Consider the following 22772-nt stretch of genomic DNA (forward strand, 5'->3'; position numbering starts at 1 on the left):
CAGAGCGCGCCGCACCGCCGCGCCTACCCGCTTACGCCGGGCCGGCATCAATCCCACTTCAACTGCACGCCGAGCGCCTCGTTCTTGCGGTGCAGCAGCAGCTCGTACGCCTCGTCCGCCCGCTCGGCGGGAAGCGTATGCGTGAGCAGCGGATCCGTCCGCAGCGCTCCTTGCGCAATCATCCGCAGCACGTAGCGGGTGATGTCGTGCCGCGTGGGCAACCCGTGCCGGCCTTGCCCCGACTCGTGCGCGCCAACGACGGAGATGCACTTGCAGAACAGCAGCTTGTACACGTCGGTCGTCAGCATGCCGCGGGTGGAGCCGAGCAGCACCACTTGCCCATGGATGCGCACCAGCTCCATGGCGCTGTTGACCAGCTCCGGCACGCCCGTCGCTTCCACGACGATATCCGGCTCGGCGCCCCAGATCGCCCGGAGCTGTTCCTTGACGTCGGCCCCGCCGTCGTTGTTTACCGCGTGCGGAATGCCGCACGCCTTGGCAACGCCGAGCCGCATCGGCACCGGATCGATCGCGGCCACCTCCGCGCCGAGAAGGCCGAACAGCTGCGCGGCCAAATTGCCGACCAACCCCATGCCGTAAACGGCGACCTTCGTGCCGAGCTTCACTTGCGCCTGCACGACGGAAGCCGCGCTGATCGCCGCCAGCCGGGCAAACACCGCGCGCTCCGGAAGCACGCCGTCCGGCACGCGATGCAGAATCGAGCGCTCGTGGACGTTCTGCACGTAGTAAGCGGCATGGCGCCCGTCGGAATAAACGATATCGCCCGGCTGCACGCCGCCCGCCTCTCCGCCTGCCGCAATAACTTCGCCGACGGACGCATAGCCGGGATAAAACGGATACTTGGCGAACGTGTTCGCCGGATCCGCCAACCCGACATGCGTCCCGGTATACAGCGCCAGCTCCGTTCCCGGGCTGAACAGGCTGCGGCTCGTTTTCACCAGCACCTGCCTGCTGCCGATCGCGGACGGCGACAGCTCCTCCGATTCGTACGCCAACTCGTACGGAGCGGTAAAACGAACCTTGCGGTTGGATACGGTCGATTGTTTGTCTGACATCGATGAATGTTCTCCTCTCTTCAATGGCTCATTACCGATCTTTCACTCCAGCATAATGCCGGCCCCGCATGTCATCCATTGCAACTTTCTCGAATCGCATGCAATATTTTATGAAGTCTCGCGCTCCGGGAGAAAATGCCGGTCATGCCAAACAACCCCGCGGCCTGGCTGCGGGGGTACGGGGTTGCCTGGCTGCGGGGCTGCGCTTGAATGTCGAACGGCAACGACGGAATCAGTGGTAGATCCGCACCTCGTTCAAGTAGAAATATTCCGGCGCAGTTTTGACAAGTTGAATGTAGCGGTACGCATTCACGTTCGTCACGATGGCCGACCAGGTCGACCAGTGCGGGAACGGGCTTCCGTAGCAGCTCAACACGACGTAACCGGACATATCCGAATTATTGGATGCGCGGACCTCAAAATTGCGCCGGGTCGTCATGTTGTTGATCGTGCCCAGACGGGGAACGATCTCCACTTTTTTGATTCGATATGACGCACCGAGATCGACTTTCCAGCTCGGATAAGTGCCCGCCGCTCCGTCCGGCGACCAGCCCGCTTCGTCTGTGCTGCCGTCGACCGCCTTGCCCGGGGTGTAGGTAGCGTCATAGGAGGAGCTGGCGGAAGCCGATTTGTTCAAAGCGACGTTGGCGACGCGGCCCGCGCCGGCGATGATGTCGGCGGCGGTGCCGGACCAGCTGCCGCTTACGTACGTGTTGCCGGTAACGGTATTCGAATTGCTGATCGTGCCGAGCGTCGTGTTGTAGTAATTGCCTTGGATCGCGTTGTCGTGATTGGGCGTGTTGTTGCCGTAGAACGCTTTGATCGTGCCGTCCAGCACGTTATTCTGCACCGTCTTGTTGGCGCTGCCGCCATCGAGGTAGATGCCCACGATCGGATAGGTGCCGTTGTAAACGGACGCCGTTACACTGGCGATATAGTTGTTTTCGATAGAGGAATTCGGCATGTACCCCAAGGTGTAAATGCCTGCCCCGTCGTCATGCAGCTTCATGACGTCGTGCACATAGTTGTACTGGACGGCGTTGTATTCCGTGCCGGTATCGGTATCGTCCCACTTCCAACCGATGCTGATGCCGGTGTAGGGCATATCCCTCACTTCGTTGAAATCGATCGACATATGGTCGGGACGCGTCGCCAGAATGCCCACCGCATCGGTGTAATATTGTCCTGCTTTCTCGACCAGATTGTTCGAGATGACGTCATAGCTGCTGGTGTCGGAGTTGAAATAGATGCCGCCGCCGGCCAGATCCGTGAACGTATTGCCGACGACCGTGTTGCGGTACAGGTTGCCGGTAGCGGTCAGGCCGTGCGCGCCGGTCTGGCGGAATGTGTTGCCCTCGATGCGGACGAAGTTCGCGTTAGCGATTTGCAGCGCCCCGGGCACGGCCTGCCCATTGTCGGTTTGCAGCTCCAGCCCGGCCTGGTTGTTCAGGTAGCCTTTCGTATTCGGACGCGCCCAGTTCGAATGCTCGAAGGTGATGCCCCGGATCTCGATATGATGCGCAGGGGCCGTCTGCGTGCCTTCGATCTTCACCAGCGTATCGAGACGCGGGGCGACGACGGTGGCTGTGCTCAGGTTTTCGCCGGAACGGGGGATGTAATACACCGTATCCGCCGCATCATCCCAGTACCACTCTCCGGGCTCGCTCAGAAACTCGTACGCATTCTCGAAATAATAGTACGTGGTATCCTGATTGAAGTGGTCCAGCACAATGGAATCTTTCTCCGGCGAAGCGAATGTCAACGTCGCCTCGGAACCGGAAACGGCGTAGCTCGACAACCGCGCGCGTTTCTCGTGCCAGTGGGCGAGCCAGACGAACTCGACCTGGCCGAAATTCGACCACGAGGCGATTTCCGAAGCGTTGACCTTGTAACTCGGACTCGTGGAAAGCGCCGTATAATACGGCGCTTTGGTAGCCGGATCGGCCATGTCCGGCTGACGGGCGCGGACTTCCCGATCTCCGTCCACATACAGCTGACGGAAGGCGGTGGCGACGCCCGTCGCCTTGTAAACCGAGCGGATCGGATCGTCGAGCGTCCATCCGGCAATGACGTCGCCGCCGCTCAGGACCGGCGTCGCTCCCGCATAATTGCGGTAGATGACCGAATACCCGTTGCTGCCGGAGTCGCTCGTCCCCAGCGCGAACGTATCGGTCAGCCGGTACGTGCCGTCAAGCAAATTGACGAACAGATTGCCGGTCATGCCCGAAGTCAGCGTCCGCGCCTTGTCGCGGGCTCCTGTCAGCGAGCAGGGCAGCGACAGGCTGCATGTGCTGCCGCTGCCTGTGGGCGAGGCGTACAAATTGGTCACCGCCGCATGAGCCGTCTGCGGTTGCGGGACGAACCAACCCAGCAGCGCCAGCGACATCGCCGCCATGACCGCCGCCGCCCGCGACTTTGCTTGTTGTTGCCGTTTCATCATTCCACCATCCTTTTCATTTGATTGATGTTTCCGCTTTCATTTCGAAGTATATACGGCCGCTCGCGCGCCGAACATGGAAGAAAGACGAAGGTGCATGGAGGAAACGCGAAGCTTCGCCGGTTCGACCGACAAGTTTATCCCGCTGCATAAGAAAAGCGTTTTTCGGCATGAACGGGCAGTATCTTCACGTCAGATTTTATACGTTCTGATAGGAGCAGGAAGGCCGACTGTCGCCAGTCGGCCTTACCCGGTTTATTTGCTTTTGGCCAGCTTGTCGTTGAATATTTTGACCAGTTCGTCCGAGCGCAGCTTCTTGACGCCGGCGATGAACGAATCCCAGTCGCTCATCGGCTTCTGGCCCAAAATAAACTTGATCGCATTTTCGCTGATGTACGTACTCAGCGGCGTGCTGATTTCCGCCTTCTTCGAATTTTCGTCCTTCGTCCAGAGCAGCACCGGATCGGATTGCAGGAAGCCGATTTCGTCCAGCTTCTTCAGGTTGTTGATGTCGAACAACGCCCGCTCCTGCTCGCCTTCCTTGAAGTTGACCAGGTTAAACCGGTGGAAGGCGGGGAAGATGCCCGTCAGCCACACCGTATAATAGCCGGAATCCTGCAGCTTCTTCATGCCGGCCGGATAATTGCCGCTCGCGTCCATCGTCCAGACGCTTTGCACCTTGTCGAGCCGGTAACCGGACGGCGTTTTCGCGTCGCGGGCAAACGTCTCGCCTTCTTTGCCCATCAGGAAAAACTCGACGCCCTCGTCACTGTACGTATAATCCATCGCCCGGACGATGTCGTCGATGTACTTCGACTTTTTGCTGATGACGACCGGCGAACGATAGCCGATGTTGAAATGATCGCTGCGCGGAATGGAAGGCATGTAGCCGTCGATCTTGAACGGCATGATCGCCTTCACGTCGATCGCCGGGTCGTTCTTCGGATTCAGCTGGCTGAGACCGAACGTCGGCTGCTCGCGCACGAGCGGATATTTGCCGCTGTTGTAGCCGGCGAACAACTCGGCGTCCTTCATCGTCAGGAAGTTCGGGTCAAGCAGCTTCTGCTCGTACATCCAGCGCTCGAACTCCACCCACATCTTGTAGCGCTTCTCGTCGTCCACCGGCGAGAACACGTACTGCTTCTTGTCCTTGTCGAAACGGATGCCGTCGCCAACGCCGAAGTACGACTGCGTCGACCAGTTATAGTACGTATACCCGAGCCGCGTCGATGTGATCGGCCCCCCGGTTTGCTCCTTAAGCGCAAGGAACGCTTTTTTCAGGTCGTCGACGCTGCCGATTTTGCTCGCGTCCAGCCCCGCCTTTTTCAGCATGTCGTTGCGGACGTACCACAGGCTGCTCGCGAACTCGAAATCCTGAATGAACGGGAACCCGTATATTTTGCCGTCGTCGGGATTGCGCATCCGTTTCTCGACATCCGGGTATTTTTTCAACCATTTCTGCAGGTTCGGCAGCTTGCCGCTATTCAAATAATCGTCTAGCGGCACGAACAGGTCCGGGCCGTACCGGTTGAACGACTGATCATCCGAGAAAAATTTCATCATATCCGGCAAATCGTTCGAAGCGAGCGTAATGTTCATCTTTTCGACGAACGAATCGCGCGGCGGGCTGTTCACCTCGAACTTGACGCCGGTTTTTTTGCCCCACTCGACGAATACCGGCAAATCGCTGCTGATCGGCAGCCCCGGGTCCCACGCCGTCATAAATTTGACCGTTGGCGTCTCTTTCTTCGCGACCGGCGTCGCGCTGCCGGCCGCCGTCGGGCTCGCCGAAGCGCTCCCCTTGTCCTCCGTCTTCGAGCCGCACCCTGCCGCAACAACCGACATCCCCAGCGTCACCGCAAGCAACCCGTTCGTCCATTTGCGTCCATACCTGCTCATCGTTTGACCTCCCTGTGCATTCATTTCGCCTTGCCCTTTTCGCTTTCCCGTTTTCAACTGTCGCCTTTCAACCGCTGCGCGCCGCTCCGCTTCCGTTTCGCCAGGCATCCCCCCTCTCGCCATAACCCGGCTACCCTTTGATGGAGCCGACGAGAACGCCTTTGACGAAATATTTCTGGATGAACGGGTACACCAGCACGATCGGGCCGATCGTCACGAAAATCGTCGCCATGCGGATACCTTCCGTCCGTCCGAGAAAAGCGGCGGCGTCGAACATCGAGTTGGCGTTGTCGACCGCGTCGCTGGAGAGCACTTCGTTCGCAATCAGAATGCGGCGCAAAATGATCGTAAGCGGCTGCATGTCGGGAGAGGTCAAATACATCAACGGCCCGAAATAGGCGTTCCAGAAGCCGACACTGGCAAACAGCGAGATCGTCGCCAGAATCGCCTTCGACAACGGCAGAACGATGCGGGTGAAAATGTGCCAATCGTTCGCGCCGTCCATGAACGCGGATTCGTACAGCTCCTGCGGGATGCCCTGGAAATTCGTGCGCAGGATGATGATGTTCCAGAAGCCGAACGCCGAGGGAAGCGCAATCGCCCAGATCGTGTCGAGCATTCCCAGGCTTTTGATATTGAGAAACGCCGGAATGAGGCCGCCGCTCACGAACATCGTAACCGTAAAATAGAGGGTCAGCGCCGTTCGCGCCTTAAACCTTCGCAGCGACAGCGGGTACGCGGTCAAGCTGCCGATGGCGAGCACGAGAAAGGTGCCGAGCGCCGTGTAGCGAATACTGTTCCAGTAGGCGTTGACGATCTGATTGTCGTGGAACACCGCCGCATACGACTGCCAGTTGATTCCTTTCGGCAGCAGGCCGATCTGGTGATTGGCGATCGGAAGCGGCGCGCTGACCGATATCGAAAACATGTAAACGAACGGCACCAGAATCGATAACGTCAGCAAGATAAGCAGCAAATAGTTGGCTGCGTCGAACAACCGGTTGGCGAAGCCGCTGTTTTTCATTGTGCCGTTCCCCCTTACCAGAGCGACTGGCCGTTCGCCTTGCGGCTCAAACGGTTGGTCACATACAGGATGAGGAACGAAGCGACACTGTTCATCAGTCCGACCGCGGTCGCGAAGCTGAAGTTGCGCTCCACGATGCCTCGCCGGTACACATAGGTTTGGATGACGTCTCCCGTTTCGTACAAGGCGGGGTTGAGCATCAGGTACACTTTTTCGAAACCGACGTTGATGATGTCGCTGGCGTGCAGGATGAACAGGATCGTAATCGTCGGCAGCAGGCCGGGGATGCTGATGTGCCACATGCGCCGAAACCGGTTCGCTCCGTCCATGTAGCTCGCTTCGTACAGCTCGGGATCGATTCCCGTCAGCGCGGCGATATACAGAATCGAACCCCAGCCTATCCCTTGCCAGATGCCGCTGCCGATATAGAGCGTACGGAAATAGCCGGATTCGTTAAAAAAGGGAATTTGCTCCAGTCCCATCTGCTGCAGGATCGCATTGACCGGCCCGTTCGAGCCGAGCAGCTGCACCATCATCCCGACCACGACAACCATCGCGATAAAATGCGGCAAATAGCTGATCGACTGAAACAGCCGCTTCCAGCGCATGCTCGTAATTTCGTTCAGCAGCAGCGCCAGCACAATCGGCGGCCAGAAGCCGAAGAGGATGCTGTAAAACCCGAGCACCAGCGTGTTGCGAATGACCCGGACCGCATAAGGATCGTGGAAGAAGCTGATGTAGTGCTTCAGGCCGACCCACGGGCTGCGGTCGAAGCCGAGCACCAGATCGTATTGCTTGAATGCGATCGTGATGCCGTACAGCGGCCTGTAGTGAAACAGGAAAAATCCGATGACAGCGGGGCATACCATAAGATATAGTATGTAGTTTCTCTTGAGCTCCTCCCGGGCCCGGCTCCATACCGCCACAGGGCGTACGGCAAGCCGGGAGCGCTCGTGCATCCGTTCCACTCGATCCTCTCCTTGGGCAACAAAGCCTTGTTGTTATCGCTTACATACCCGAGTATAGAGTGTCGAACGAACGGAAGGAATGGAAGGAACCATAGGCCTAATGGAAAAAACGAGAAACTTATTTCATGTAATGCGAAGGCGGCACGCCTGTCGCTTTTTTGAACACTTTGCTGAAATAGAGCGGGTCCTGGAACCCTACCGCTTCCGCCACCTGCTTGAGCAGGATGCCCGGCTGCTCGCCCATGAGCCGCTTGGCCGCCGCTACCCGCAGGTCGGTCACATATTCGCCCGGCGTCAACCCCGTGCCTTTGCGGAACAGTTGGCTGATGTAACCGGGAACGAGCCCGAACTGCCGGGACAAGTCCTGCAGCGTAATCGGCTGGGCGAACCGCTGCTCCAGATAGCCCGCGACTTCGGCAACAAACTTGTCGTGATAGTCGGCGCCCGGCTTCGGGCGGGTTTGATCCGCGAGGAGCGGCGCGAACTGGAACGACACGTTCTGCAGCAAATCTTCGTACCCGACCGCTCCCGAAACGGCGGCCTCCAGCTCCAGCGTCCACGGGTGGGGAAACGCCGCTTCCCGCTCGTGCTGCAGCGCCGTCCGTTCCAGCAGATCCGCCGTCCGTTTCAGCGCGCGCGCGACGGTCAACTGCCGCCAGCCGGCTTGCCGGCCTTCCTCCAGCCACGACCGCAGCAAATACAGGAACGAGTCCTTGTTGCCCGCCGCCATCGCTTCGGCCAGTTTGCGTTCCCATTCGTCGAAGCGCAGGTCGTAGACGGACGCCTGCCGATCCTCGTTTCCAATCGCGGCGGAACGCCCGAATACCGCCCCTTTGACCAGCTTCTTCCGCAAGTCGTAAGCGACGGCGGCAAGCTCGGACAATTCGGCAAAAGCGGGCGATGCGACGAGCGTAAGCGGAACCGCTCCTCCTTCCAGCGCACGCAGCAGCGTTTGCCCCAGCGCGTCAGCCTCCTCGGTCCGGCCATCATCGGGCCAACCGACCAACAGCAGCCGTTCGTTGTCGAAGGCGCCTTCGGTCAGCCAATGCCGGGCAGACAGCGGGAGATGGTCGCCGATCCCGCTTCTCCGGTCTTCCGTCTCCCAATAGACGATGCCCGGGTGAAGCGGGTCCTCCGCCATCGTGCAATACGCACCCGCGCATACCAAATACAGCCGGTACGAGGCGAAACGCATGGTGGGCGGGACCTTCGGCACCGGCTTGTGCGACAACAGGTCCTGCAGCACGTTCGCCTCCGCCCGCTCCCGCAGCTGGCCGCACTTGACGGCCAGCCGGTCGAGCAGGGCGCGCAGCTCCTTTTCCTTCACCGGCTTGACGAGGTAATCCTCCGTCTGCAGCTGCAGCGCCCGCTGCGCGTAATGAAAATCCGGATACGCGCTCAGCACGACCGCAATCAGCTCGGGATTCGCCTTCTTCGCGATTTCAAGCAATTGCAGCCCGTCCATCATCTGCATGCGAATATCCGTAATCACGACGTCCGGCTGCAGTGCGGCAATCGCCTCCAGCGCTTCCTCGCCGTCGTAAGCCTCCCCGACGACGGTGAATTGCGGCTGCAGCTCCGCAATCATCCGGCTCAGCGCCCGGCAGAACGGCACTTCATCATCGACGACCAGCACGCGGTACATCGGCCTCGCTCCTTTCTCGTTCGGACTCCGGCGTTCCGCAAGCCCCAAGTTCGACCTCCGCTCCGCCGTCCGGCCGGTTGGCCAACCGGAAGAGCAGGCGGCTGCCAAACTCGATTTTCAGCCGCTCGTAAGTGTTTTTTATTCCGCTGCCGTCCGCGCGCTCCGGTTCGTTCGCCCCGCTTCCCGTTTCCGGCAGCGGATCGTCTCCGCTCCACTGGCGGAGCACCGGCGCGGGAAAGCCGCTCCCGTCGTCGCGAATGCGGATCGACCAGCCGTCTTCCCGGACGTGGCCGCGAATCTGAATATGCCACGGGTATCGTTTGCGCGCGAAGGCGTGTTTGATCGCATTTTCGACAAAAGGCTGCAAGGTCAGCTTCGGCACCTTCTCCTCCATCACCGCTTCGGGGATATCGATCTCGAATGTCAAGTGGTCCTCGTATCGCGTCTTCATAATGTGCAAATAGTTGAGCGTGTGCTCGACCTCGTCGCGTACACGGACGGTGCTGTCGCTCGCATAGGTCACGTAGCGCAGCATGTCGACCAGCATCGAGCAGACGCGGAGAATATCGGGATTGCCGGTGTCGCGCCCCATCATGCCAATAAGAGACAATGTGTTGTACAGAAAATGCGGATTGATTTGCGCCTGCAGTGCAATATACCGGGCCTTCAATTCGCGCGCGTACGACTGAACGGCCTGCTCCTTCGATTCCTCGAGCCGGTCCAGCATTTTGCGGAACGAATGATAGAGGTGCACGACTTCGTTATGGGTGGCGTTGATGTCGACTTTCTCGAACAACCGGACCGCGTGGTCCCGCCGAAACGGCACTTCGCCCATAATGCGGGTCAGCCGGGTGAGCGGTTTGACCGCCATGCGCGACGATACGTACACGGTCAGCAGCGACACGGCAAGCAGCGCCAGCCCGGTGGCCGCAAACCAATAGCCGGTGCGCCGAATCGGCGCCGCCAGTTCGCTCCAGCGCTCCGACACGACGACGATCCATTCGGAGTTGCGCGAGCGGGTCGCCGCCAGCACATAGTTGCCGGGAGCGCGCAGTTGCATCGTAAACGCGGTTCCCGCCTGCTCGCGGACAGCCGGGTAGAGCGCCTCCGCCAACGCGCGTTCCCCGTCCGTCGCCTGCTCCGCCGGCGGAACGACAAGTCCGTCGTTCTGCCCGAACACCATGACCTGTTTGACGCCGTCGCGAATCGCGGCATCGTGCTGCATCGTACCGAGCAAAGCAAGCCTGTCGTAAGGCACTTGAATTTCGACGATCGAATGGTAGTTGCCGTTCGTTTCGATCCGGCGAATCACGGAGATGACCTGCTGCCCCGCTTCACCCCACGGGTCGGCGTGCGGCGGCAGTATCCACTGGTTGCGCGGCGGCTCGAAGCTGCCGGGCGGCTTGTCCTGAAACCACGGCTTGTCCTTGATTCCTTCCTGCACTTTTACGCTGTCGGCATAAGCGCCGATGCTGATAATCGCCCCTTTGCCGCTGATCACCGAGATGCGGTAGAACGACAGCACGTCGACGCCGACGATCGCGCTGATCGTTCCTTGCAGCCTCCCCGCCGCCGCGGGATTTTGGCGAAAATACGCTTCCGGCCGTTCGGCAAACGAAAGCAAATAAAACGTGCTGGCGACGTCCGTATTCGCCTTGATCTGCGAAGCCAGCAGGTCGGCGGCCTGCAGCATGGCGTCGATTTGGCCTACCGCCCGCTCGGCGTCCTGCTGCAGCGAGCCGAGCAGCGCCTCGCTGGCGATCTGCTTGTCTCTCCAGTAAAACGCGCCGAATGTCGACAGAATCAGAATAAGCACGATGAACGAATAAATCAGAAACAGCTTGGTACGGAAGCTCACACTGGGGAGCATTGGCGACCTCTTTCTGCCGGGGCGGCGGGTAAACCGGTTTGCCTGCAATACCAGTATAAAGGAGACGCTTTCATTAGATAACCCCGCAAAAAACGAGACGAACTCGCCCCCGAAACGGAGGGCGAGTTTCCCGATCAATTCACCACGACGCTGTACGTCGTGCTTGCCGTCGTCCCGGAGGAGTTGGCGAGTTCGGCGCGATACATGTAGGTGCCCGCCGCTTTGCCCGCAATCGGCGTGACCGCGGACTGCGCGTTCGGCGTATGGGCGGCGAGCGGCTGCGTGTCGACCAACACGTCGTTTTCGTACAGGCGGTAGACGGAAGCGTTCGTTCCCCACCACATGTTCATGGTCACGTCGTAGCTGCCGTCGCCGTCCGAGTTGTCGGCGGACAGCACGGGCGTGCCGGGATTCGCGTCGGTCACCTGGACGATCAACGGGTCGCAGGCGGTCGGTCCGAGCGAATTGACGAGTTGGCACGTATAGGTATACGTTCCGTTGGGCTTGCCGTAAACCGTCGTGGCGACCGTTTGTGCGCCCGGCGTCGCGTCGGCCAGCGTCCTGTAATCGATCAGCGCGCCGTTCTCGAACAGCTTGTAGGCGGTTCCATTGTTGCCGTTGTACATGTTCATCTTCACCGTATAGCTTCCGTCCATCAGACCCGTATCGTAACCGTTGTCGCTCGCCAGAACCGGCTTGCCCGGCGCGGCGGACGCATGCTGCGGCAGCTCCTGCGCCGCCGTGTACACGCGCACTTCGCTCACATAGAAATACGTCGCCACCACTTTGGCCAGCGCAATGTACCGGTACTCGGCGGCTGCTTCCACAATCGTCGACCAGGTCGTCTGGTGCGGGAAGCTTCCGCCCTCCACACTGCCGACCACGATATGATCGGATTCGATGTTGGGGTTATTGGAGACCCATACCTCGAAGTCCGTGCGGGTCGACGGCTGGTCCAGGGCCATGCGCGGCACGACCTCCACCTTGTTGATCCGGTACGCTTCGCCAAGATCGAGCTTCCACACATGATAAACGCCCGCGGTCGTCTGCGACGACCAGCCCGGATCGTCGGTGCTGTCGTTGACCGCCTTATCCGGCGTGTAGGTGGCGTCGTACGAGCTTGATGCGGTGGCAGTTTTGCCTACCGCCCGATTCGTCATCAGCCCCGCGGCGCCCATAATGTCGAGCGCTGCGGCCGGCCAGGCCGAGCCGGTTACGCCTACGTTTGCGGTGACCAGATTCGTGTTGGCCGCGTCGTTGCGAATTTTGCCCATCGATACATGGTTATAGTAATTGCGCTTGAATTGGTTGTCATGGTTCGGCACGTTAAAGCTGTAGAACGCCTTGGACGTATTGTCCAGCACGTTGTTCTGGATCAGCTTGAAGGCGCTGCCGTTGTCCAAATAAATGCCGGCGAGCGGATTCCCTCCCGAATAAGGAGAAAGCACAAAATCGTGGATATAGTTGTTCTCGAATGTGGAGCCGACCATTTTCCCGAGCGTATAAATGCCGGCGCCGTCGTCGTGAAGCTGCATCACATCGTGAATATGATTGTACTGCACGGTATTGTAATCCGTACCCGTGTCCTCGTCGCCCCATTTCCAGCCGATGCTGATGCCCGTATACGGCATGGAGCGCACTTCGTTGAACTCGATCGTCATGTGGTCCGGCCTGGTGGCCAAAATGCCGACCGCCTCCGTATAAAATTGGCCGACTTTTTCGACGAGATTGTTCGACACGAGATCATAGCTGCTTTCCTCGGAGAACTCGTAAATGCCGCCCGCCGACGTATCGGTCACCGTGTTGCCGACAACCGCGTTATGATGCAGGTTGCCCGTCAGCAAAATGCCGTGCGCGCCCGTCTGCCTGACCGTGTTCTCTTCGATGCGCACATTGTTGGCGTTGTTGATCCAAAGCGCTCCCGGGATGACCGAACCGAAGTCCGTATGCAGCTCCAGCGCCGCCTGGTTCGTCAGGAAGCCTTTGACGTCCGGCCGCGTCCAGTTCGTATGGGCCAGCGTGATGCCCCTCAGGCCGATATGGTGCGCAGGCGCGCCGGCCGTGCCTTCGATGCGGACAAGCGTCTCCAGCTTTGGCGCGATCGCCTGCACGGAAGCCATATTTTCGCCGGCGCGCGGCTTGTAGTACAGAATGTGATGGGCCGCATCGGTGGTGTCCAGATACCACTCTCCTTCGGCGTCGAGCATTTCGTATGCATTTTCAAAATAGTAATAAGGCACGCTCTGATTCTCGTGATTGAGATCCGAATCGCCTGCTTCGGGCGACAGGAATCCGATGGACGCGGTATCGCCGCTAACCTGGATATTGTCGATGCGCATCCGCTTCTGGTGCCAATGATCGATCTTGACCACTTCCACGCGGTTCAAGTTGGTCCATGCTCCCACATCCGCCGTCACAACCTTGAACGGATTGGACAGTTTGGCCGTCAAATAAGGCGCACCCGTCGCGGTGTCCGTTACGTTCGGCGTTCTCGCCCGCACGGCCCGCGAGCCGGATATGTACAGCTGGCGGAATTGCTGCGTGCCGACATCCGCCTGATAAATGTTGCGCGCCGCATCGTGAACCGTCCAGCCCGTTACCGGAACGCCCCCGCTGAGCACCGGCGTTTGTCCCGGATAATTGCGGTAAGTGACCGAATAGCCGTTGCTGCCCGAGTCGCTCGCCCCCAGCGTAAACGTGTCGTTAAGGCGGTAAGTGCCGCCGAAAAGGTACACGGTCAGGCTGCCGGTCATGTTTGCGTTCAGCGTTTTCGCTTTGGTCTGGGCGTCCGTCAGCGAGCATGGCAGCGACGAGCTGCAAACCGTGCCGGAACCGCCCGGCGAAGCGTACAATGCGACCGGCGCCGCCTGCGCCGGTTCCGCCGTCCACGCGAAACCTCCGCCGAGCAGCGCCAAGACGCATCCCATCGCCAGCGTCTTGCGGAACCGTTTTCGTTTTTGATTCTGTTTCTGATGTTCGACAACCGCTTCCATCATCCACCGTCCTTGTTTCGCTTTTCGCAATCGCTTCCATCATTAGTGTAAAGATGCCGCCCCGCCAGCTAAATGGAGGAATAGCAACTGTTTATGGAAGATTCGCAAAAGCTGCCATAACGATTCGTTCGAAGACAAGCGATACGAATTACAAAATAGGCCCTATTTTCTTGCCTATTTCGCCAAAAACGGGCAGTCCATGCGAAATAGCCAGTGATTTCACTGGCTATTTCGCTTGAAGTGCCTATTTGAAGGCTATCACGGGCAAATAACCAGTGTTTTCACTGGCTATTTTCGTCGAACCGGGCGATCTGGGGCAAATAGGCCATTTTTCATGGGCTATTTTGGTTGTTCGCCTTTGTTTTCACATGGTTACCTTAACCCCGGCGATTCCCCGCCTTAGTCTCCCAGCAGATCGGCAAATGCGGAAAAATAAACACCATGCCCATAATCGTTAGGATGATTAATGTTATTCAGCAGAAGGCTTTCCGGCGTCTTGCCCGCAGCCAGCTCCTGCTTCCATAACGCATGAGCGTCGGCAACGCCGATTCCATATTCCGCACCGAGCCGGCGCATCACTCCAGCATAGCAGCGTTGGTATAGTCGACCGCATAATCGAGTCCTTCGACATATTCGATCAAGCCCGGCTTTTCCTTGTCGGCATCGCTGAAAACTCGCACCCGCGCCCCCGGCAAGGGGCATCGTCTTAAAGACAACCCCTCACACGCCCAGCAGCGCATCGCCCAAATCGGCGATAAACACGCGGCGCGTGCCGTTCACATAACCGTTGAACACCACGTGCCGGTAGTCCGGCGCCCATGCCGGATGCGGATCGACGCGCAACGCTATCGCCACGCCAGTTCCCGGATTGGCGACATTGATTCGCACCAGCGTTCGTTCGGTTCCGGTCTTGAGATCGATCAGCCGCAGCGGCACCGTCCCATCACGCAAGGTGACCGGCTCGTTCTCGTAGGAATCCGTAAGCACATGCCGCCCGTCCGGGTGAACGGTCGGATGGCCGGAGCCGAGCACCTCGTCGGTCATTTTGCGCAAATCCGTGCCGTCGTAGCGTACGCGGACCAGCTTCATGACGCGGCCGCCGTCGATGCCGAGGTTCATCGACAAATGATCGCCGTCCGGAAACCAGTTGATATGGGAACCGCCCAGATACCATAACTCCGGTCCGACAGCGACGCGAATATCCGTGCCGTCCGGCCGCATCGTCAATACCCAGAAATCCATTATCGGCGACACTTTGTTCCAGGGCTCGTCCGCACCGGGGGTAAAGCCTCTCATCGAAAAAAGCAGCCGGGTGCCCTGCGGATTGAATTTGCAGTGAAAGCCGTAAATTTCTTTGTTTGCATAGACCGAGCGATTAATCGCAGGCTTTGCCAGCTCCATCGCGTCTTGGATGGAGACGAGCAGCTTGCGCCGTCCGCTGGCAACATCGGTTGCGTACAAGCCGTCATCTTCGCGGAATCCGGCATTGCGCGGCACCCGGTCATTCGGGACAACCACGCCGTAGCCGTACTGGGTACGCCTCATCCGCTTCATACATGCGGAGATGATCGTTGTTCCGTCCGGCGAAATTCGGTAAATGCCGCCTTCCAGCCGCCTGCGGCTGCCGGTGAACGGATCGAGCTCGACACAGAACGGCTCCCACTCGCCGGGCTCGACATCGTTATAGTAAAGGCGATTATCGCTTGCTCCCCAATTGATATTCGCCCCGAGCTGCGGCTCCCAGCCGCATGTCGTGGCAATAACGCGCTCCTCTCCGGCGGCTAAATCGATCAGCACAATGTCGGCCTGCTCCCCGGGCAAGTTCAGCCGCGTCTCCTGCGGCATTCGGAGCAAAGCAACGTAACGGCCGGACGGGCTGACCGGCGACGTGTCGAAAAATCGGTGCAGGTTGCCGCCCTTGCCCGGCGTGATGCACCACACCGGAACTTGCGGCTCGTATTCGGTATAACGCGGGAAACTTGCATGAATGTCCATAGTTGGCTTCGATCCCTCCTGTATTCCAATCGTTCGTCTCCAGTATACTTGCTCGAGCGGGAAGCGTATTTGTCTGGAGTTGCGGCATTATTGTCCGTTTGTATGACAATTTCCGCTGCGCGTTGTTCCAATCGCAAGCGCAATATTGTAAAATGCGGGTAGAAGCCGATCAAACGGGAGGAACGGCATGGAGCTGGGCCAATTCGGGGTACGCATTTTGTGGACGGCGCGTTACGACTATAAACATGGCAACGTGGTGCATCCCCACTGGCACGATTTTTACCAGCTGTTCTGCTTTCTGGACGGCAGCGGTGAATTTGCATGCGGCGAAAGCTTGTATCCGTTCGAGCCGGGGACGCTCATCTTCGTCAAGCCGGGGACGATGCACAGCTTGATCGCCCATTCGAAACGAACCGTCAAAACATTGGACATCAAATTCCGAATCGAAGATGAACGGATGGAGAAGATGGCCCAGGGGCTGCCGGCATATGTTCAGTCCGCTCCCCGCGAAATGGCGGAATGGCTGGAAACGATCCGCAAAGAAGGGTTGAACCGGCAGGCGTACTTCAAAGAAATGGGTGCGCTGGTGCTGACGCAGCTGCTGTACGGTCTTGCGCGGCTTGCTGTTGGAAAAGAAGCGGAGGAGGAAGGAACGGCAGGCGGTATGCAACCGGTTGCCGCGTTGGATCAATACGAAGCCGCCGGACGAGTTGCCGCTTACATCGAGGCCCATTATGCCGAACCGCTATCGCTGGCGGCAATTGCTTCCGCAACCGGCTACAGTCCGTCCTACGTAAGCCAAATCTTTAAACGCAGCAAACAATGCACGGTTGCGGCCTATATCAAGATGACACGCATCCGCCATGCCAAAGCGGGCATGCTTGGCGCCGAAAGCGCGCTGAAACGGATCTCCGAAGAAACCGGGTTCAAAACGATCCATCATTTTAGCCGGGTGTTCAAGCAGTTGGAGAAGATGACGCCGGGCCAATGGCTGGCCCAGGAACGCGACGGCATCCGCAAAGGGATTCATTTTGAGTAAGGGTGATCCGATTGGCTCAAGCGACAGCGTTCCGTGCCATTGCGAGCTGCCATTTGTGTCACAGGAGCGTTTCCTTTGCCTCATCGTTCGGCTAGGAGCGAAATAGGCCATAAAATAACAACTGCGTCATGGCTTCGTTGGTCTGCGCGCGCAGGTCCAGTGCATAGTCGGCCCAATCCGGAATAATATTTGCGCCCCCCTCCCCCCCCCCCCGGGCGAATACTTGATATTCCCGCTCGCCGCCCTTCCCTCCCCATCCATGACATAACTACTCACTTTTTGAAGGAACCGAATTCAATAGTTACCGGACTGGAAGGTGGGACGCAGCAGAGCGACATGTCGCGCGGCTCCCCGGCGCTCTCGAATTCCGAGTCCTCTTTGGTGAAGAAAATTTCCCATGCATTGCCGTCCGGGTCGTACACCCACACCTTATCTTGCACCGCGTAGCAGCAGGTTGTGTTCATTTCATCGACCAGAAGAAGCCCTGTCTGCCGAAGGCGCTCACCCATTGCCAGAACTTCTTCGGTATTGTTTACTTGAAAGCCCAGGTGATTGAGGACGCCGTTCTTACCGAAAGAGCGGACATTTAACGAAAAATGCAAGGCCGGGTCATCCAATTCGAACTTTGCATAGTTTTCTTTCACCTTGGTCGGCTCCTTACCGAAGAAAGCTTGGTAGAAGTCGAGAGATTTTTGCAGGTCGCTGCAGTTTACCGCTACATGCATCCGTTTAATCATTCTCATTTCCCTTCCTTCACAAAAAGTTCCACTCGTTGTTGTATAGCGTCGCGAACTTCGCGAAATGCGGACACGACTTCCTCTTCCGTTCCGATCGCTTTGGCCGGATCGTCAAAGCCCCAGTGCCATCTTTCCGCTTTATCGTTACGGACTATCGGGCAATTGTCGTTCGCGTGACCGCAGAGCGTGATAATAAAATCCGCTTCTTTCAGGATCTCGGGGTCAATCACGTCAGACGTGTTCCTCGAAATATCGATGCCGGCTTCTTGCATCACTTGCACCGCACGAGGATTCAGTCCGTGCGCTTCCAATCCTGCGCTTTTGACATCATACCGGCCATTTCCGAGCGTCTTCAAAAAACCGTCTGCCATTTGGCTTCTGCAGGAATTCCCCGTACATAGAAAATACACGAGCTTCTTTTCCAATTCTTCCATCCCCTATTCATGCAAAGTTTTGTAGACCATGGAAGCGGCTATTGCTCCTAGAACGGGAGCTGCCATATACAGCCACAGGTGTTCGGTTGCGCCAGAAACAACAGCTGGTCCCATCGATCGCGCAGGGTTCATTGAGGCTCCGCTGATCGGACCTGCGAACATGGCCATTAGCCCGACCGTAGCACCAATCGAAAGACCGGCAAAGCTTTTAACCGCTTTACCGTGCACAGATGACCCCAGGATGACGAACATGAGCACGAATGTCAAAATAAATTCCAACATAAACGATTGCCACTCGCTTGCAAGGGGGAGGGTAGCCCCTAAGTGAGCGACATTCCCAAACAACAGGAGCAGGGTATAGCTTGCCCCGGCCGCGGCAAGGAACTGAGTGACGACGTAGCACACACCGTTACTGAGGGAAATATCGCTTCGAACCCAGAACCCGATGGTGACCGCCGGATTCAAATGGGCTCCGGAAATATGACCGAACGAGTAGATCAGCGCCGTGACGGCAAGACCAAAGGTGAGTGCTACTCCGACATGGGTGATGCTACCGGTAATCTCATCAATCACCATGGCTCCTGGACCGGCAAAGACCAAAAAATAAGTGCCGATAAACTCAGCAATGAGTTTCTTTTTCACTGGTCGATCCGCAGCAGTTGTTACCTTCCCGGGCAGGCTTGAAAATGCAGCACAGTTCCTCCGAGAGGATATGGCTGACTTCCGTTTGGTTAATTTCGTAATAGCTCCACGTGCCGCGCGTTTCCCTCGAAATGAAGCCGGCATCGAGAAGAATTTTCAGGTGATACGACAGTTTTGATTGGGACATGTCGAATATATCCGTGAGATCGCAAACGCAGGTGTTTCCGCGCTGCGTCAGCTCGTACATGATGTGAAGCCGTTTTTCATCGGCAAGTGCTTTGAATTTCGATTCGTAGCCCCTAAATGAAACTTCTGTCATTGATTCCATCACCTTTTATTCATCAATTTATTTTGATTTATCTCACGCAATGAATTTATCACCATAACTCCTCCATGTCAACGCTTAATCAAAAATAATTGATTAATCGAAAAAGCCGCGTATTACGCCGCGGCGGAAGAGTTTGTCGTTGCTGAAGGTCGAGGGCATGTTTATCAGAAATCGGTAATTCGTTCTAATCTGGTATGGTACGCTGAATTTCGTCAACAACTCGTCAACAAGCCAACATTTCGGCCACTGTACCAGTAATTTCGGAATCCCTGTTGCAACAAAAAAAGCCTTGCATCGTAAGGCTTCCGGGTTTCTGTTATATGGTGCGGTCGGAGGGATTTGAACCCTCACGCCTTGTGGGCGCCACCCCCTCAAGATGGTGTGTCTGCCGTTCCACCACGACCGCATGTCGTTGTTGCCTTGCTATATCCAATCGCTTCCTGAGGAAAGAAGCAATGGTGAGCCATGTAGGACTCGAACCTACGACACCCTGATTAAAAGTCAGGTGCTCTACCGACTGAGCTAATGGCTCTAGATGTGTCGTTCTATCTAGGGAATGCCGTTTCCGCGTCAGTCGATCGCAGGAACATTGGTGACCCGTAGGGGATTCGAACCCCTGTTACCTCCGTGAAAGGGAGGTGTCTTAACCCCTTGACCAACGGGCCGGAATCGGTTCGTTACGGGTTCCTTTTAAGACGACAAGTGTTATTATAACGCACTCACGCGCGGATGACAAGCATTTTCGAAAATTTTTTGGCGAAAAAATCGTACGCCTGTCTCGCCCGTTTCGTCCGCCATTCCGAATCGCCGCTTCCTATGATATGCTGGTGCAAATGACTGCGGAGGAACCAACCATGCTCGTGTATGATAAAATAGCAGGCACCGTCAGCGAAGGCCGTCCTGACGGGATACCGGATCAACAGGAAGTCGCCTGGATCCGGCTTGTCAGTCGGCCGGAAGCGGAACTGCGGAAGCTGCTCGGCGATACGTTCGGCTGCCATCCGCTGCTCGTGGAAGACTGCGTCAAGCTGAACCAACGCCCGAAGCTCGACCGATACAAGAACAACGTATTTCTGACGTTTTTCCACATCAAGCCGAAAACGCTGGCCCTTCAGGAAATCGGGATCGTCATCGGCGCCAACTACGTCATCACTGTTTCGAAGGAAGAGGTGCCTTTTCTCGACGAAGTGTTGCGGGAACTGCTCGAAATCGAAGGGCGCATGACCCATGCCGGCGATGTGCTGTACCATATTCTCGACCGCGGCGTGGATAAATATACGGACATCGTCGACAGCATCGAAAACCAAGTGGAGCGCCTGGAACGCACCATTTACAAAAACCCCGCGCTGCGCGTCGCGCCGGAAATATTTTCGCTGAAGCGGCACATGCACCAGCTCCGGCGCATCATCGCCGAGGAGAAAACGATCGTCGGCGCCATCAGCCACCAGAGCCTGCCCTACACCCGGCAGGAGACCGACGTGTATTTCATCGATATTTACGACCACATCTCCCGCGTGATCGATTCGCTCGATTCGTTCCGCGAGTCTCTGACCGGGCTGCTTGAGCTGCAAATGTCGATGAAGTCGGACCGGATGAACGAAATCATGAAGACGCTCACCGTCATGAGCTCGATTTTCCTGCCGCTGACGTTCGTCGTTGGCCTGTACGGCATGAACTTCGACTCGATCCCCGAGCTGAAATGGCCGTACGGTTACGCCTTCGTCTGGCTCGTTATGCTGATCGTCGCCGCCGCGATGTGGGCTTACTACAAACGCAAGAAATGGTGGTGACCTGCCGCCGGCGAGGAGGCAAAGCTGCTCAACCGCAACTCACGGCCCTGGCTCCCGGGCTCACCGCGTCATCCGAATAGGCAATAAAAAATGGCCTTTTCGCCCGATTTTCCACCCCGCAGCCCAAATAGCCAGCGAAATCGCTGGCTATTTCCACATTCAACTGTCAAACCAGGCCTTTCTCGCAAAATAACCAGTGAAATCACTGGCTATTTTGCGGATCTCCCCTCGTTTTGACCAAATAGGCCATGAAACATGGCTTATTTGACACCACCGTGCCTGAGCGAGCACAAGCACGGCGCTGCCGAGCGCCTCGGCTACTTTACGTTTGCACTATCGCCCGCCGCACGCAAAAAAACCGCCTACCCAGGCGGTTTCCTTCACATCTTATGGCGGAGAGAGAGGGATTCGAACCCTCGCACCACTTACGCAGTCTAACCCCTTAGCAGAGGGTCCCCTTGAGCCACTTGGGTATCTCTCCAAAAGATATGGCTCCCCGAGCAGGACTCGAACCTGCGACAACTCGATTAACAGTCGAGTGCTCTACCGACTGAGCTATCAGGGAAAGCGATGTTACTAAATTATCACGATTCATGTCCGAAGTCAAGGCATTAAAACGCCTTCATCCGGCCCGGTCCGGAGCGCCGCAACCCGCGTCAGCGGTGCCGCAGCGCTTCCGGCGACTTCTGGCGAATGCTCCCCACCTGCGTGCCGAGGAACAGGATGAACAGCAGCAGCACCGTGCCGATTCCGACGACGGACAGGTTGACGGAAACGCCCATTTCGCTCAGGGTCAAGTAGATGCCAAGCCCCACGACGGTCAGCGTATTTTCGGACAAGTTCTGCACGGCGATCGTTTTGCCCGGGCCGATCAGCGACGCGCCCTCTTCCTGCAGCATCGTATTGAGCGGAATGAGGAAAATGCCGCCGAAGATACCGGTGAAGAACAACAGCGTCACCGTGATCCCAAGCGAGTATGTAAACGCCGCGACCATAACGGCGGTCACCATCAGCAGGCCGTAAAAGAACGAGCGATGCAGCTTGCCTTCCGGCACAAGCCGCGGCGTCAGGAACGCGCTGACAACAACGCCGATCGCCGTCACGCCGATAATCATCGACTGCTGATCCGTATCGGTGATGCCGAGATTGATCGGCAGCCAGGCGATCAGCGCGATGCGCAGCACGGTGGCCGTGAGCCAGAACGCGCTCGTGCCGATCAGCGAAAACCGCGCCCTGCGGTTGCGCAGCAGCACGCCGCAGTCGCGGAAAAACTGCTTCGACGCCGCCCCGTAGCGGATCGAACGGTCGCCCGCTTTCATCGGCACGAACCAGGTCAGCGCAAGCGAAACGCCGTACAGCAGCAGACAGGCGATGATGCCGGGCAGGTCGGAGTTTTTGGCCAGCAGGCCGCCGGTCACCGTGCCGAGCAGAATGGCGAGAATCGTGCCGCCTTCGATTTTGGCGTTGGCGCGCAGCAGTTCGCCTTCGGAAGCGGTAAGCTCCGACAAGATGCCGTATTTGGCCGGCGAATAGACGACCGCCCCGATGCCGAGCAGCAGATAGCAGATGGCCGGCTGTACGCCGAACAGCAGCAGCAAAATCCCGCCGCCTTTAAGCAAATTGCCCATCGTCAGCACGCGCGACTTCGCCGTTTTGTCGGCGAACGCGCCCACGACCGGCGCAAGGATGATATAAGCGAACAAAAACGCCATTTGGATATAAGCGACGACCGTATCGGGGTTGTCGACCCCTTGCCGCTTGACCAAACCGACGATCAGGAAGAAGTTGATATTATCCGCAAAAGAACTGATGAACTGGGTCAGCACCACCGCATTGATCGGCGACAGCCACCCTTTGCGCTTGGACGACATGGACGAGGCTCCTTTCGTTTTGCC

At 57.7% G+C, this 22772-nt stretch carries 17 protein-coding genes and 5 tRNA genes; 2 read left to right on the top strand and 20 right to left on the bottom strand.

The window, feature by feature from the left end:
• Nucleotides 1-47: 47 nt before the first annotated feature.
• The 10 genes from EXY20_RS31485 to EXY20_RS31525 form a co-directional block, all read right to left on the bottom strand.
• Nucleotides 48-1076, bottom strand: a complete 1029-nt coding sequence (locus EXY20_RS31485; RefSeq protein ID WP_135556399.1) for a zinc-dependent alcohol dehydrogenase — start codon at nt 1074-1076, stop codon at nt 48-50.
• Nucleotides 1077-1308: 232 nt separating this feature from the next.
• Entirely contained in the window at nt 1309-3513 is a 2205-nt protein-coding gene (locus EXY20_RS31490) for a discoidin domain-containing protein (protein WP_167859662.1), read from the bottom strand.
• Nucleotides 3514-3768: 255 nt separating this feature from the next.
• Nucleotides 3769-5412 (bottom strand): extracellular solute-binding protein, encoded by a 1644-nt coding sequence (locus EXY20_RS31495; protein WP_167859663.1) that lies wholly within the window; start codon nt 5410-5412, stop codon nt 3769-3771.
• 130 nt (nt 5413-5542) lie between these two features.
• Nucleotides 5543-6436 carry a carbohydrate ABC transporter permease gene (locus tag EXY20_RS31500; protein WP_135556402.1) on the bottom strand — a complete coding sequence of 298 codons (894 nt, stop codon included), beginning with the start codon at nt 6434-6436 and terminating at the stop codon, nt 5543-5545.
• 14 nt (nt 6437-6450) lie between these two features.
• Nucleotides 6451-7395 (bottom strand): ABC transporter permease, encoded by a 945-nt coding sequence (locus tag EXY20_RS31505; protein ID WP_135556464.1) that lies wholly within the window; start codon nt 7393-7395, stop codon nt 6451-6453.
• Between the two features lie 127 nt (nt 7396-7522).
• Complete coding sequence (locus EXY20_RS31510) at nt 7523-9049, bottom strand: response regulator (RefSeq protein ID WP_135556403.1); 1527 nt, start codon at nt 9047-9049, stop codon at nt 7523-7525.
• The gene (locus EXY20_RS31515) at nt 9024-10919 is read right to left on the bottom strand and encodes a cache domain-containing sensor histidine kinase (RefSeq protein WP_135556404.1); all 1896 of its coding nucleotides are present in this window, start codon (nt 10917-10919) and stop codon (nt 9024-9026) included. The genes EXY20_RS31510 and EXY20_RS31515 overlap by 26 nt, the downstream gene beginning before the upstream one ends.
• 134 nt (nt 10920-11053) lie before the next feature.
• Nucleotides 11054-13912 (bottom strand): right-handed parallel beta-helix repeat-containing protein, encoded by a 2859-nt coding sequence (locus tag EXY20_RS31520; protein ID WP_167859664.1) that lies wholly within the window; start codon nt 13910-13912, stop codon nt 11054-11056.
• Nucleotides 13913-14311: 399 nt separating this feature from the next.
• Nucleotides 14312-14491, bottom strand: coding sequence for an SGNH/GDSL hydrolase family protein (locus tag EXY20_RS39295; protein WP_167859665.1), 180 nt, complete (start codon nt 14489-14491; stop codon nt 14312-14314).
• A 141-nt stretch (nt 14492-14632) separates the two neighbouring features.
• Nucleotides 14633-15907, bottom strand: a complete 1275-nt coding sequence (locus EXY20_RS31525) for a TolB-like translocation protein (RefSeq protein WP_135556406.1) — start codon at nt 15905-15907, stop codon at nt 14633-14635.
• Nucleotides 15908-16094: 187 nt separating this feature from the next.
• Between EXY20_RS31525 and EXY20_RS31530 the strand changes: the two genes are divergently transcribed.
• Nucleotides 16095-16946, top strand: coding sequence for an AraC family transcriptional regulator (locus EXY20_RS31530; RefSeq protein ID WP_135556407.1), 852 nt, complete (start codon nt 16095-16097; stop codon nt 16944-16946).
• A gap of 272 nt (nt 16947-17218) precedes the next feature.
• Here the strand turns inward: EXY20_RS31530 and EXY20_RS31535 are convergent, their stop codons facing one another.
• From EXY20_RS31535 to EXY20_RS31565, 7 genes are all read right to left on the bottom strand, one after another.
• Nucleotides 17219-17683: an ArsI/CadI family heavy metal resistance metalloenzyme gene (locus EXY20_RS31535; RefSeq protein WP_135556408.1), complete on the bottom strand. Its 465-nt coding sequence runs from the start codon at nt 17681-17683 to the stop codon at nt 17219-17221.
• A 2-nt stretch (nt 17684-17685) separates the two neighbouring features.
• Nucleotides 17686-18108: an arsenate reductase (thioredoxin) gene (arsC, locus tag EXY20_RS31540; protein WP_207671359.1), complete on the bottom strand. Its 423-nt coding sequence runs from the start codon at nt 18106-18108 to the stop codon at nt 17686-17688.
• Nucleotides 18109-18120: 12 nt separating this feature from the next.
• Nucleotides 18121-18759, bottom strand: a complete 639-nt coding sequence (locus tag EXY20_RS31545; protein ID WP_135556410.1) for an MIP/aquaporin family protein — start codon at nt 18757-18759, stop codon at nt 18121-18123.
• Nucleotides 18737-19078, bottom strand: a complete 342-nt coding sequence (locus EXY20_RS31550; protein ID WP_135556411.1) for an ArsR/SmtB family transcription factor — start codon at nt 19076-19078, stop codon at nt 18737-18739. Before EXY20_RS31550 ends, EXY20_RS31545 begins: the two co-directional genes overlap by 23 nt.
• A gap of 330 nt (nt 19079-19408) precedes the next feature.
• Nucleotides 19409-19493 (bottom strand) — tRNA-Leu (locus tag EXY20_RS31555).
• Between the two features lie 50 nt (nt 19494-19543).
• A tRNA-Lys gene (locus tag EXY20_RS31560) sits at nt 19544-19619 on the bottom strand.
• 58 nt (nt 19620-19677) lie between these two features.
• Nucleotides 19678-19752: transfer RNA gene (locus EXY20_RS31565), tRNA-Glu, on the bottom strand.
• Nucleotides 19753-19941: 189 nt separating this feature from the next.
• Between EXY20_RS31565 and corA the strand changes: the two genes are divergently transcribed.
• A complete protein-coding gene (gene corA / locus EXY20_RS31570) occupies nt 19942-20877 on the top strand; it encodes a magnesium/cobalt transporter CorA (protein WP_135556412.1) in 936 nt (311 codons plus the stop codon).
• 390 nt (nt 20878-21267) lie between these two features.
• Here corA and EXY20_RS31575 read toward each other — a convergent pair.
• The 3 genes from EXY20_RS31575 to lplT form a co-directional block, all read right to left on the bottom strand.
• A tRNA-Ser gene (locus EXY20_RS31575) sits at nt 21268-21358 on the bottom strand.
• 8 nt (nt 21359-21366) lie between these two features.
• A tRNA-Asn gene (locus tag EXY20_RS31580) sits at nt 21367-21442 on the bottom strand.
• 91 nt (nt 21443-21533) lie between these two features.
• Nucleotides 21534-22748 (bottom strand): lysophospholipid transporter LplT, encoded by a 1215-nt coding sequence (lplT, locus tag EXY20_RS31585; protein WP_135556413.1) that lies wholly within the window; start codon nt 22746-22748, stop codon nt 21534-21536.
• Nucleotides 22749-22772 lie beyond the last annotated feature (24 nt).

The sequence above is a fragment of the Paenibacillus cymbidii genome, assembly GCF_004764705.1.
Taxonomy (GTDB): Bacteria; Bacillota; Bacilli; order Paenibacillales; family NBRC-103111; genus Paenibacillus_AN; species Paenibacillus_AN cymbidii.

Coding starts and splice junctions, on each gene's coding strand:
- corA (WP_135556412.1), top strand. CDS start 19,942: ATGCTCGTGTATGATAAAATAGCAGGCACCGTCAGCGAAGGCCGTCCT.
- EXY20_RS31510 (WP_135556403.1), bottom strand. CDS start 9,049: ATGTACCGCGTGCTGGTCGTCGATGATGAAGTGCCGTTCTGCCGGGCG.
- EXY20_RS31505 (WP_135556464.1), bottom strand. CDS start 7,395: ATGCACGAGCGCTCCCGGCTTGCCGTACGCCCTGTGGCGGTATGGAGC.
- lplT (WP_135556413.1), bottom strand. CDS start 22,748: ATGTCGTCCAAGCGCAAAGGGTGGCTGTCGCCGATCAATGCGGTGGTG.
- EXY20_RS31485 (WP_135556399.1), bottom strand. CDS start 1,076: ATGTCAGACAAACAATCGACCGTATCCAACCGCAAGGTTCGTTTTACC.
- EXY20_RS31520 (WP_167859664.1), bottom strand. CDS start 13,912: ATGGAAGCGGTTGTCGAACATCAGAAACAGAATCAAAAACGAAAACGG.
- EXY20_RS31490 (WP_167859662.1), bottom strand. CDS start 3,513: ATGAAACGGCAACAACAAGCAAAGTCGCGGGCGGCGGCGGTCATGGCG.
- EXY20_RS31550 (WP_135556411.1), bottom strand. CDS start 19,078: ATGACAGAAGTTTCATTTAGGGGCTACGAATCGAAATTCAAAGCACTT.
- EXY20_RS31495 (WP_167859663.1), bottom strand. CDS start 5,412: ATGAGCAGGTATGGACGCAAATGGACGAACGGGTTGCTTGCGGTGACG.
- EXY20_RS31535 (WP_135556408.1), bottom strand. CDS start 17,683: ATGATTAAACGGATGCATGTAGCGGTAAACTGCAGCGACCTGCAAAAA.
- EXY20_RS31525 (WP_135556406.1), bottom strand. CDS start 15,907: ATGGACATTCATGCAAGTTTCCCGCGTTATACCGAATACGAGCCGCAA.
- EXY20_RS31530 (WP_135556407.1), top strand. CDS start 16,095: ATGGAGCTGGGCCAATTCGGGGTACGCATTTTGTGGACGGCGCGTTAC.
- EXY20_RS31500 (WP_135556402.1), bottom strand. CDS start 6,436: ATGAAAAACAGCGGCTTCGCCAACCGGTTGTTCGACGCAGCCAACTAT.
- EXY20_RS31515 (WP_135556404.1), bottom strand. CDS start 10,919: ATGCTCCCCAGTGTGAGCTTCCGTACCAAGCTGTTTCTGATTTATTCG.